The organism is Flavobacterium sp. FlaQc-47, assembly GCF_044006475.1.
Classification (GTDB): Bacteria; Bacteroidota; Bacteroidia; order Flavobacteriales; family Flavobacteriaceae; genus Flavobacterium.
In genome coordinates, this window is sequence record NZ_JBIPCQ010000002.1 from 245,244 (window position 1) to 256,980 (window position 11,737).

The following is an 11,737-nucleotide window of genomic DNA, read 5'->3' on the forward strand; positions in this document are numbered from 1 at the left end:
TCGCATAAGCAAATGGGATTTCTTAATTAAATTTTTTTTTCAAACTAGTTAATTGAACTTCTTTCCATTCAATTTACCAAATCTTTATTTTTTCGGATTAGAAATAATTACTTTTATATCTGGATCCGTTTAAAAAGAACAATTTACTTCGTTTAAAGCTGCAATATTACTTTGTAAAAGGTTTTAAAGCCATCCCGTATAAGTCATTAAAGTAACAGAAAAAGACATAAAAAAACTGATTTGTTATCAAATGCATTTTTATGTTTAAAACCATATGGACTGATGTAATATATCATCAAAAGAGCTATTTCTAATAAAAAGAACCAATCTTACCAGATGATAAATGACTAAAAAGTAAGCCATATTGTAGGCCAGTTTACGATTGTATAAAAGTCCGGTAAAGTATTCTTTTTTGGTAATAATTTCTGTCGTTAAGACAATAATGGTCAACCAGCAAAATACAATCACAAAAGGTCCTAAAATATGATAACTGACAGACTTGTACAAATCACCCTGATAGAAATAAACCAATGATTTCGTGATACCACAACCCGGACAAGGAAATCCTGTAACCATTTTGAAAGGGCAAAACGACTGATCTGATTCCAGATGATCATTATGATTACCAAGCATTAAAAAAAACGGAATTATCAGTGTAATTGCTGCACCGATAATTCCGTAAATTTTACGTTTTATTCTGTTATTATTTGTATAATCTATTGATGTCACCCTGTACAATCATTGCTGCTGCGATAGGAAAAAAGAATCCTAAAACAATTAATATTGTTGACTCATCTTTTTGAGGCTGACCTGTTTTTTCATAAACTTTAGGCAATGCTTCTTTTCCTGCCAGGTAATAAAAATAAATATTTACAGGCATACAGCATCCGGCAAAAATGGCGATAGGCTGAGAAATAACTTCTCTTTCGGCTACGGCATTAAAAACCTCAGCTACTTTAATATTCCAGTAAATCAAATATAATCCACAAGTTAAAAAACCTAAAACCAAGACCATTACAGGATCTACCTTAAATACCGGGATTGGTTCACTAAACTTGTTAGATGTATCGTGTAAATTATTCTCCATTTTATACTAAAGTATTACAAATCAACTTTTCCGATTTCGTTGATTTCATTAAATCCATTTTTAGGATCAGGACCGTATTCATTTGCTCCTTTATCACCTTCTGTACAAGCCAAAATTAAATTGTAGATTGGGATAAGAAGAAACCATCCGCTTTTACCTACATCATGCATCCTTCTAACTCCAACTGCAATAGAAGGAACCAAAACTGCAAAACTGTAAACATTTGCCGCCAAACCTAGAGTTGGTGAAATTAGTCCAAGGACAAAACCTAAAACAATACTGATAATAAAGTTAGCCAGAAAAAACATCCAATATTCTTTTCTTCTTGCTCTTCCTTCAAAATTTGCATAGTTTTCAAAAACTACTTTTTTGTACCATTCAATCATAATTATAAAATTAGTTAGTTAATACCTACTCTTTTAGGATTTTCGGCTACTCCTTATTATCTAAAATTTTGTTAAAATCTCAAACAATATTAAAAAAAAATACTTATAAAAACTAATTCTAAATAACTTTATTCTACAGAAAAGACTTGTTATTAAAATCCAAACAAAAAGCTAAGAATTTTATTAGAAAATTAATTTGATTTTATTTACTATAACCTGCGCCAAACGCTCATGACTTTCAAATGTCCATCCGGCGATATGAGGCGTTAAAAGAACATTTTTTGCTTCGAGTAAATATTGAAATGCTGCCGGTGTGTTTTTATCCTGGAATAAGTTTTCAAAAGATAACTTCTCATATTCCAAGACATCCAATCCTGCTCCCAGAATCTTTTTAGACTTCATAGCTTCAACTAAATCTGCTGTAACTATATTTTTACCGCGAGATGTATTTATTATCCAAAATTGCTTTGTAAACGCATTTATAAAAGCTGAATTAATCATTTTATCTGTTTCGGGCGTCCACGGAAGATGCAGACTTAAAACATCTGCTTTTTGCTGTAATTCCGGCAACGAAACCTGTCTGGCATTTTCATCTCCTATATTTTCTACAATATCATGAAATAAAACCTCTACATCAAAACCGCGAAGTTTTTTGGCAAAAGCTTTTCCCATGTTTCCATAACCAATAATTCCAACCGTTTTGCCGTCTAATTCATGACCACGATTACTTTCACGATTCCATTGTCCTGATTTAATTTCGGCATCAGCCAGATTTAAATTATTGAATAAGGACAAAATTACACCAAGTGAATGTTCTGCAACAGCGTTGCGATTACCTTCCGGAGCAGCGATTAGATGAATTCCTTTTGCCTGGGCATAATCACAATCGATACTTTCTAAACCCGCGCCAACTCTGGCAATAAACTTTAAATTGGTAGCTTTATCCAGAAAGGTTTTATCAATTTTAAAACGGCTTCGAATTACGATTCCGTTATAATCCTGAATTTTAGCTTCAATTTCTTCTTTAGAAGATTTAAAATCGGCGTGATTTTCAAAACCGGCGTCTTCTAATTGTTGCCACAAGATGGGGTGATTACTGTCGATATGTAAAATTTTTATGCTCATAAATTAAAGAATTTTATAAGGAAACAAAGTAACAAAAAATAGCCTTTGTTATTATAAACAAATTCAAATCAACAAGAAATGCTTAAATTCGCATAAAACACATTATGAAAACAATTGGTCTAATTGGAGGAATGTCCTGGGAAAGTTCTTCATTATATTATCAAATAATAAACCGAACCATTCAGGAAAAATTAGGCGGTGTTCATTCTTCTAAATGCTTGTTGTATTCTGTCGATTTCGCTGAAATTGCATTATTGCAAAAAGAAGGAAACTGGGAAAAGCTAGGTCAATTAATGATCGAAGCTGCTCAGAAACTTGAAAAAGGCGGTGCTGATTTTATTGTTTTATGTACAAACACAATGCATAAATTATCTGATGAAATAGAAAAAAACACTTCGATTCCTCTAATTCATATTGGCGACGCAACTGCTGAAAAAATTAAAGAAAATAATTTTAAAAAAGTTGGCTTGCTTGGAACATCATTTACGATGGAACAGGACTTTTTTAAAGGTCGGTTATTAGACAAACACCAAATTGAAACCATAATTCCAGACGAGAAACAAAGAGCTAACATACACCGAATTATATATGATGAATTAGTAAAAGGAATAATCAATACTGATTCCAGAAATATTGTTTTAGAAATAATAACCGATTTAATTGATAAGGGTGCAGAAGGAATTATATTAGGCTGTACAGAAATTGAACTGCTAATTACTAATGAATTCACCACTGCCAAATTGTTTAACACCGCTGAAATTCACGCAAAAAAAGCTGTTGAATTTGCATTAAAATAAGATATGAAATTAACCAAAACTTTTAAATCTTTTTTTGAAAACGAAAAGTCAGGAGGATTACTATTGCTTTTTGTTACAGTAATATCCTTATATCTTGCCAATTCTACTTTTCAAACCGAATATATTGCTTTATGGGAAAACGATTTATTTGGACATTCGATCACACATTGGATCAATGATGGGTTAATGACCATTTTCTTTTTATTGATTGGATTAGAACTGGAACGTGAAATTTATCACGGAGAACTTTCGAGTTTCAAAAATGCTTCTTTACCTATTATGGCGGCTTTTGGCGGAATGTTAGTTCCGGCAGCTACTTTCCTTGCGTTGAATTTTGGAACCGCAACTCAAAACGGAGCAGGAATTCCAATGGCGACTGATATTGCTTTTGCAATTGGAATTTTATCACTTTTAGGAAAAAAAGTTCCTGCCTCATTAAAAGTATTTCTAACAGCATTAGCCGTTATTGACGATTTAGGCGCTATTATAGTGATTGCAATTTTTTATACCACTTCAATTGCTTTTGTAAATCTAGCAATTGCAGTAGGAATCTGGGGGTTCTTATTTATTTTAAACCGAATGAAGATTCAAAACCTGATTCCCTATTTAATTGGAGGAGTTGCAATGTGGTATTTTATGCTAAATTCCGGTGTTCATGCTACAATTACCGGCGTAATATTGGCTTTTGTAATTCCGTTTGGCGATGGAGGTGAAAAATCAAGTTCGTATAGATTACAGCACTTTTTACACAAACCGGTTGCTTTTTTAATTTTGCCTTTATTTGCCATTGCAAATACTTGTATTGCCATACAATCAGATTGGCATCAAGGTTTAAGTCATCCCAATACTCTTGGAATCATTTTAGGTTTAGTAATTGGAAAACCTCTAGGAATTATACTTTTTTCCTCAATTGGAGTAAGTGCAGGTTTATGCGCTTTACCAAAAAGTTTAAAATGGGCGCATATTTTAGGCGCAGGAATGTTAGGCGGAATTGGTTTTACCATGTCCATTTTCATCACTCTTTTAGCTTTTAAAGATCCTGAAGTCATTGTTTTTTCTAAAATCGCAATTCTGATTGCTTCGGTGCTTTCCGGAATTATTGGTTTTGTTTATCTCAAATATATTTTGGGAAAGAAAAAAGCCGTTTAATTTTTTTCGGATAACTAAACGTTTAACAATATTGACAAACTAAATGATAACACAGAAAACAGTTTAACTATGAAATCAATCCATAATTTTCTTTTTATTCTTTTCGTAATCTTTTTTTCATCTTGTAATAATAAAGAAAAGCCTGTAGCAGAAAAAGAATCATCTGAAACCGATATCGCACTTCAAACAAATCAAAAAGAAGCATCTATTGAAGGTCTTTACGCAACACAACCAGACGAAAATAATACCGGAGATTGTAAAATTTCGGTCGAAATTAAAAAAGAGAAAAACGGTTACTCGTATTTTCTACAAACAAACCTTAGAAAACTAAAAGGCATTGCGCGTTTTACAACCAATGAATCAGGTGAAAAATATATCATTTTGGAAGGAATAAAATGGGATGAATTTGAAGGAGATATTAGTCAGGAAGAAGAATCTGATTCAATTGCAGATTCAGCAACTAAAGAACCTGAAATTCCAACAGGAATTGATGCCAGCTACGTCAAAGACACGCTTACAATCCAGAATTACGGAAATTCAATGAATTCCTATACTAAAATTTCAGAATGTGGCAGGAAGTATATTCAATTGATTAAGAAGTAAAATTTTTAATGAGATAAATTCCAAATTTTTTAAATTCCAAATTCCAATTATTCGTAATTTTTGTCATTCCGAAGAAACTTAAAAAACAAAATCCCAAATTCCACACTTACAAAGGTTGGAATTTGGGATTTTTAAATATTGGAATTTCTTTAAAGCTAACCCTTAATCTGTTTCAACGAAGTCTTAATTCCTTTAATCAGGGATGAACTGAAACCATTATGTTCCATTTCGTTCAAACCAACGATTGTACAACCCTGAGGCGTCGTTACACGATCGATTAATTGTTCCGGATGTACTTTTTCCTCCAGTAACATTTTTGCAGCTCCTTTTACGGTTTGTGCTGCAATTGCTAATGCAGTTTGAGAATCAAATCCTATTTCGATTCCGGCTTGCATCGAAGCGCGAATATATCGTAAAGCATAAGCTGTTCCGCATGCGCCAAGAACAGTTGCCGCATCCATTAATTTTTCATCGATAACAGGAGCAGTTCCTAAATCCTGAAATAAATCGACAATTGGCAATGCTTTTTCTCTGTACTTTTCAGGGAAAGAAATACAGGTTGCTGATTCTCCAAATTGTGCCGCAATATTGGGCATAATTCGGATTACCGGAAAAGCATTATTTGTTTTTTCCTGAAGCACATCCAAAGATAAACCACTAACTGCCGAAGCAATTGTTTTTCCCTGAATTGCCGGTAAAATTTCGGCTAAAACAGTATCCACCTGATACGGTTTTATAGTTAAAATCACCACATCGGCTTCTTGAATAGTATGTTTATTATCAGATGAAACCGTAATTCCGTATTCTGATAAATATTCGATACTGGCAATATTTCGTCTTGTAACGGTAACCTGATTGTTTTTAGAGAATTTTGCAATTCCTAAGGCTATAGAAACCCCAAGATTCCCTCCTCCTATGATATGTACTTTCATTGCTTATTTATTGGCTGGTTAATAGCATATTTTTCAGCCACAAATTACACAGATTTTACAGATCTTAAATCACTGCATTCTACTAATTTGTTGCAAAAACTTAAAACCCAAGAATCAGTTTGGCTACTCCGAAATAAAGCATAATTCCAAAAACATCATTGGTTGTAGTGATAAATGGACCTGTTGCAATTGCAGGGTCAATTTTGTTTTTATGTAAAAAAAGCGGCACTAAAGTTCCTAAAGTTGCAGCAAATAAAATCACTACAATCATAGAGATTGAAATTGCAATTCCCACTAAATATTGTTGGTACATTACAGAGTGATACGCCAATAAAAGAAGTGATATGATAGTTCCGGAAATCATGGAAACACTAATTTCCTTACTGAAATAACCACGGCTAAATTCTTTTAAGGTTCCGTTAGCCAAACCCTGAACAACAATTGCCGATGCCTGAACACCAATATTTCCCGCGGTTGCAGAAAGTAACGGCACGAAAATAATCAGGGTTGAATATTTTTGAAAAGTAGCTTCGTTTCCTTTTAAAACAAATGACGCCACAATTTCAATCACCATTCCTATTAAAAGCCACGGCAAACGTGCTTTTGTTAATTCCAGAACACTATCATTTGACTCAACATCTTGTGTAATACCCGCCGCTAATTGGTAATCCTTATCAGCTTCGTCCTTGATTACGTCAAGGATATCATCAATAGTAATTCTACCCACCAAACGCCCCAATTCATCAACAACCGGAATGGCCTCTAAATCGTATTTTTGCATAATACGTGCTACCTCAACATCTTCCATATCTACGTTTACGAAATTTAATTTTCTAATATAGATATCTCCAATTTGTGTTTTGGTAGAAGTCGTCAATAAATCCTTTAGAGACAATCTGCCTTTAAGCCGGTTTTCATCGTCAACTACATAAATAGAATGCACTCTGGAAACATTTTCTGCCTGAATACGCATTTCTTTTACGCAAGTAAGTACATTCCAGTTTTCATTGACTTTTACTAACTCCTTTCCCATTAAACCACCGGCAGAATTTTCGTCGTAACGCAACAAGTCAACAATGTCCTTTGCGTGTTCAACGTCAATCATTTCCGAGATAACTTCGGCTTTTATTTCCTGAGATAACTCAGCGATAATATCCGCAGCATCATTTGTTTCAAGCTCATCAAGCTCTTCCGCAATTTCTTTAGGTGAAAGTCGGCTTAGGATGTTTTCACGCAAATCATCTTCTAATTCAAGAAGAATCTCTGCTGTTTTATCACTATCTAATACCTTAAAAATATAAGTTGCTTCGTCAAAATCCAGTTCGTCAAGGATTTCGGCTATATCTGCGTGATGCAGATCGTTAAGTAAAACTTCAAGTTCCTTGTCGTTTCTATTAACAATATGCTCCTCTAACTGTTGGATTAAATCTTTACTAACTTTGAACTCCATCGGCTTCTATTTTTTGAGTCAAAACAATAAATTCTTCTACACTTAATTGCTCCGGACGCTTATCAAAGATAATGTCTAATCGCAATTCATCTGATAAATTTAATGTTTTCAAACTGTTACGTAATGTTTTTCGTCTTTGCTGAAAAGCCGTTTTTACCACTGTAAAAAACAACCTTTCACCGCATGGAAGACTATAATCTTCCTTTCGGGTCATTTTCATCACACCCGATTTGACCTTGGGCGGAGGAATAAAAACATTTTCGTCTACAGTAAATAAATACTCTGTAACATAGAAAGCCTGAGCTAAAACGGATAAGATTCCGTACGCTTTTGAGCCTTTTTTCTCGCATATTCGTTCCGCAACTTCCTTTTGAAACATCCCGGAAAATTCCGGAATCTGATGTTTATATTCTAAAGTTCTAAAAACGATTTGTGTTGAAATATTATAGGGGAAATTTCCAATAATTGCGAATTGTTTATCCTTGTAAACCTCGCTAATATTGTATTTCAGGAAATCCTGAGAGATAATTTTATCTTTTAATTTTGGATAATTTTCACCTAAATACACCACTGATTCCGTGTCAATCTCAATCACGTGTGTATTAATTGGTTTGTCAAGCAAATATTTAGTCAACACACCCATTCCCGGTCCTATTTCTAAAACCTCATCGTATCCTTTTAAGCTCAAAGTATCTGCAATTGCTTTAGCGATACTTTCGTCTTTCAGGAAATGTTGTCCTAAATGTTTTTTGGCTTTTACTTTTTCCATTTTTTATTTTGTTTGCCGCGAAGGCACTAAGGTATTTTTGCCACTAAGATGCTAAAAGACGCAAAGTATTATTTTTTATTATGTTTCACCACAAATTGCACAAATTTTTACAAATTCAAAACCTCATAAATTATCTGTGCAAACCCGTTTAACCCGCTAAACCTGTGGGCAATTTTTCATCCCTTATTTCTGTAACTGAAGACCGAGACTGAAAACTAACTTTTAATGCTCTGAAATCACTTCCAATTCTGTTCTGAAAGAAAGCATTTTATCCGCGAATAAATCCAAAGCTTCCTGATGAAATTTTGGTTCATCTTCAATATAATATTGTTCTAAAGTTTCTTTGCTATCCGTAACATATTGAACAGAATAGGTTATTCCGCCCATTTCTTCTTCAATTAAAACCCTTACAATTCTTGCCGAAGAAAACTTTTGTGTCGCCAGAATTTCCGGTATGTGTTTTTCCTGCATCCATTTCAGCCATTGGTCGTGAACGCTCTCGTGTATATTTGTGGTAACGTTGTAAATAATCATTTTTTTAAGGTTCTGAGATTCTAAGATTCTAAGGTTCTGAGTTTTTTACTGTTGCCTATTAAAATCTTTAAATCATAGTATTACTAATTCTTTTTGTTTAATCGTTTTTCGGTTAAACGGTTAATCGAATAACCAATTAAACCAAACTTATAAATTCTTGTCTCCTCTTAACTCTCTATATTTTTTTCTGGCATCAACAAAGTAAATACTATCCTGATGGTTAAAAATTACCTTTTCATACAAAGGTTTTGCTTTTTCTGTATCTTTTAATTCGTCGTTGTAAATCTCTGCCGAAAAAAACAACGCTTCATCAACATAAATTCCGTCGCTATGATTGTCTATGATCTGCTGGTATTGGCTTAAAGCCGAATTATAATCTTTTTGACTTTCATAGATTTTACCTAAACGCAACAATGTTACGGCTTCAATTTCCTGTCCTTTAAAGGTTTTCAAAATCATCTGAAACTGACTTATCGCTTCCTGTTTTTTATTTTGGTACATTAAAAAATCACCTTTGGCAAACTGTTTTAAAGCTGTTTGTGTCGAATCAGCAACCGTATTGTCATTTATCAGTAAAAAATATTCCAGGGCATCATTTGCAATTAATTGCGTATTTGCCGCTTTCAACTCTTTAAATTGTTTCAAAGCCCATTCAAAATCACCTTTGTAATAACTTGTTTTTGCCGCCTTTAAACTTGCTTCATGCGCCATTACATCATTCTTTAGATCCAATTGAATCTGCGAATAATAAATCAACGCCTGATTGAACTTTTCTTCTAAAAGCAAAATGTCCGCCAACTCCATCTTTGCGTCAGCTTGCTGATACTCATTTAAATTTAATTCTAAAGCTTTTTTCACAATTGCCTTTCCTTCTTCAGTCTTTTTAAGATTGAAAGCCAGGAAATGCGCCTGAATTATTTGCAAAGATAAGGTAAAAGGAGTTATTTCATAGGTAGTAAGCAATTGTTGTAACTCAGTATTGATAATTGGATAGTCTTTTTCCTGCGCTTTATCGATTTTAATTTGCATTAAATACGAATTGGTCTGAATTAGTAAATCCAGATCTTTTGTGTTTTGAAGTATAAAGTTCAAAATCTCAGTTGCCGTATCAGTATCATCTCCGTTTAAGGCAAACTGACTTAAATTGACAATACTCGAAAGTGATTCCGGATCACGTTTATAAATTGCTTTTTCCTGAATAAAGGCTTTACCAAATTCTTTTTGCTGCACATAAAACCAACTCAAATAATGATTCCAGAATACATCCTGATCTTTTTGGGTTCTCAGGATTAATGCTTTACGCATTGCATCTTTAAAAGCTGTGTTATCAGTTTCACCATTCATGAAACGGGATAACTGCGTCTGGATTAAATTAGCATTTTGCTGATTAGTATAAGATTCTGTCAGCAAAAGGTCAATCATCTGATCTGTTTTTCCTAACTGCCCATACAACATTCCAATCTGGAAATTAAAATTGTAATTCGGCTGAACCTGCATTGCCGTTTGATAGGATTTTAAGGCATATTCCAGTAATACTTTTTTCTCAAAAGAATTCCCTATTCCGTAAACATCATTTGGATTTGTTTTGATTTTTTCGATAGCCTGATCGTAGTAGCTTTTGGCTTTCGATTCGTTTTTTTGAAGTTGGAAATTATATCCTAATTCTACTAAAAAAACACCTTGTTTGTATCTGTTATATCGCTCCTGAATTACTTTTTGAGCTAAATCAAACTGTTGTAATTGCTGATAAGATTCAACTGTTCTTAAAAAATATTGGGTATTGGACGGCGAACTTTTTAAAAGCTCTTCATAACTGATTTTTGCTTTTTCAAAATCACCTTTATCATAGTAGTATTGCGCCAGTTGCTCATTTTGAGATATTGCAAAAGTAGACCACAATAAAACGATATAAATAAAGATATTTTTCATATTTCAGTTTTTTTTAGTCTGTCTTTTTAAAGTCGCGGGTTTTCAGTCGCAGTCTCAGTATTCAGTCCCGGTAGCAGTTTTTCAGTACAATTAAACTGGAAACTGTGACTGCGACTGTAGACTTTTCATTTTCCAGATTACCAATACCAAACCTATTATTATAAACGGAATACTTAATATTTGTCCCATATTGATAATCATGTTATTCTCGAAGCTTTCCTGATTTTCCTTGAAAAATTCAATTATAAATCTTGCCACAAATAAAAGCATGAAGAAAGTTCCAAAAATTAATCCGCTGGCATTTCTGATTTTTTCAATTTTATACATGTACAATAAAATTCCGAAAATCAATAAATATGCAAATGCTTCATACAATTGCGTTGGATGCCTGGGAATCATATCATCTCTTTGAAAAACTACGCCCCAATTTCCGTTAGTTGGCTTTCCGTAGATTTCAGAATTCATAAAATTCCCCAATCTTATAAAAGCGCCGGTAACCGGAACTCCAACAGCCATTCTGTCCAGAAGCCACAAGAACTTAACCTTATATTTTCGGCAATATAAAATTATCGCCGTAAGCACTCCAATTGTTCCTCCGTGACTTGCCAAACCCTGAAAACCGACAAATTTATAAACTCCGGCAACTTTTTGGATTGGCAAAAGGATTTCTATTGGATGCTGAAGAAAATAGGAAGGTTCATAAAAGAAACAATGTCCTAATCTCGCGCCTAAAATGGTCCCGACTATTACATATACGAGTAAACTATCCAGATTGTCTAACGAAAGATGTTCTTTTTTGTAAATCCTTCTTACAATTGCATAACCCAATAATAAACCACAGGCAAAAAAAGCTCCATAATATTTTAACGGAAAGCTGTCTGTTATCATAAAAATAACAGGATCAACATTCCAGTTTAAAACTCCATTGGTCATAGTCAGTTTTTAGTCGCAGTCTCGGTTTTCATTCTCAGTGCAG

The 11,737-nt window shown here is 33.6% G+C and carries 13 protein-coding genes; 3 read left to right on the top strand and 10 right to left on the bottom strand.

Features of this window, described 5'->3' with window-relative positions:
- Positions 1-264 precede the first annotated feature (264 nt).
- The 4 genes from ACHRVX_RS07045 to ACHRVX_RS07060 form a co-directional block, all read right to left on the bottom strand.
- Positions 265-729 (bottom strand): DUF2752 domain-containing protein, encoded by a 465-nt coding sequence (locus ACHRVX_RS07045; protein ID WP_395330661.1) that lies wholly within the window; start codon positions 727-729, stop codon positions 265-267.
- Positions 704-1,087: a DUF4234 domain-containing protein gene (locus ACHRVX_RS07050; RefSeq protein WP_395330663.1), complete on the bottom strand. Its 384-nt coding sequence runs from the start codon at positions 1,085-1,087 to the stop codon at positions 704-706. Before ACHRVX_RS07050 ends, ACHRVX_RS07045 begins: the two co-directional genes overlap by 26 nt.
- Before the next feature lie 14 nt (positions 1,088-1,101).
- Positions 1,102-1,473 (bottom strand): DUF805 domain-containing protein, encoded by a 372-nt coding sequence (locus ACHRVX_RS07055; protein ID WP_395330665.1) that lies wholly within the window; start codon positions 1,471-1,473, stop codon positions 1,102-1,104.
- A gap of 183 nt (positions 1,474-1,656) precedes the next feature.
- Complete coding sequence (locus ACHRVX_RS07060) at positions 1,657-2,598, bottom strand: 2-hydroxyacid dehydrogenase (protein WP_395330667.1); 942 nt, start codon at positions 2,596-2,598, stop codon at positions 1,657-1,659.
- A 104-nt stretch (positions 2,599-2,702) separates the two neighbouring features.
- Here ACHRVX_RS07060 and ACHRVX_RS07065 point away from each other — a divergent pair, with 104 nt between their 5' ends.
- The 3 genes from ACHRVX_RS07065 to ACHRVX_RS07075 all read left to right on the top strand — a co-directional run bounded on the left by ACHRVX_RS07065 (position 2,703) and on the right by ACHRVX_RS07075 (position 5,147).
- Positions 2,703-3,395 carry an aspartate/glutamate racemase family protein gene (locus tag ACHRVX_RS07065; RefSeq protein WP_395330669.1) on the top strand — a complete coding sequence of 231 codons (693 nt, stop codon included), beginning with the start codon at positions 2,703-2,705 and terminating at the stop codon, positions 3,393-3,395.
- Between the two features lie 3 nt (positions 3,396-3,398).
- Complete coding sequence (nhaA, locus tag ACHRVX_RS07070; protein WP_395330671.1) at positions 3,399-4,544, top strand: Na+/H+ antiporter NhaA; 1,146 nt, start codon at positions 3,399-3,401, stop codon at positions 4,542-4,544.
- A 69-nt stretch (positions 4,545-4,613) separates the two neighbouring features.
- The gene (locus ACHRVX_RS07075) at positions 4,614-5,147 is read left to right on the top strand and encodes a hypothetical protein (protein ID WP_395330673.1); all 534 of its coding nucleotides are present in this window, start codon (positions 4,614-4,616) and stop codon (positions 5,145-5,147) included.
- 155 nt (positions 5,148-5,302) lie between these two features.
- Here ACHRVX_RS07075 and proC read toward each other — a convergent pair whose 3' ends face one another.
- The 6 genes from proC to lgt all read right to left on the bottom strand — a co-directional run bounded on the left by proC (position 5,303) and on the right by lgt (position 11,694).
- On the bottom strand, positions 5,303-6,079 hold the full coding sequence (proC, locus tag ACHRVX_RS07080) for a pyrroline-5-carboxylate reductase (RefSeq protein WP_395330675.1): 777 nt from the start codon (positions 6,077-6,079) through the stop codon (positions 5,303-5,305).
- A gap of 100 nt (positions 6,080-6,179) precedes the next feature.
- Positions 6,180-7,529, bottom strand: coding sequence for a magnesium transporter (gene mgtE, locus ACHRVX_RS07085; protein WP_395330677.1), 1,350 nt, complete (start codon positions 7,527-7,529; stop codon positions 6,180-6,182).
- Positions 7,513-8,298 carry a 16S rRNA (adenine(1518)-N(6)/adenine(1519)-N(6))-dimethyltransferase RsmA gene (gene rsmA / locus ACHRVX_RS07090; RefSeq protein ID WP_213302846.1) on the bottom strand — a complete coding sequence of 262 codons (786 nt, stop codon included), beginning with the start codon at positions 8,296-8,298 and terminating at the stop codon, positions 7,513-7,515. Before rsmA ends, mgtE begins: the two co-directional genes overlap by 17 nt.
- 222 nt (positions 8,299-8,520) lie before the next feature.
- A complete protein-coding gene (locus tag ACHRVX_RS07095) occupies positions 8,521-8,832 on the bottom strand; it encodes a DUF4286 family protein (RefSeq protein ID WP_395330679.1) in 312 nt (103 codons plus the stop codon).
- Positions 8,833-8,979: 147 nt separating this feature from the next.
- Positions 8,980-10,761 carry a tetratricopeptide repeat protein gene (locus ACHRVX_RS07100; protein WP_395330681.1) on the bottom strand — a complete coding sequence of 594 codons (1,782 nt, stop codon included), beginning with the start codon at positions 10,759-10,761 and terminating at the stop codon, positions 8,980-8,982.
- Positions 10,762-10,851: 90 nt separating this feature from the next.
- The gene (gene lgt / locus ACHRVX_RS07105) at positions 10,852-11,694 is read right to left on the bottom strand and encodes a prolipoprotein diacylglyceryl transferase (protein ID WP_395330683.1); all 843 of its coding nucleotides are present in this window, start codon (positions 11,692-11,694) and stop codon (positions 10,852-10,854) included.
- Positions 11,695-11,737 lie beyond the last annotated feature (43 nt).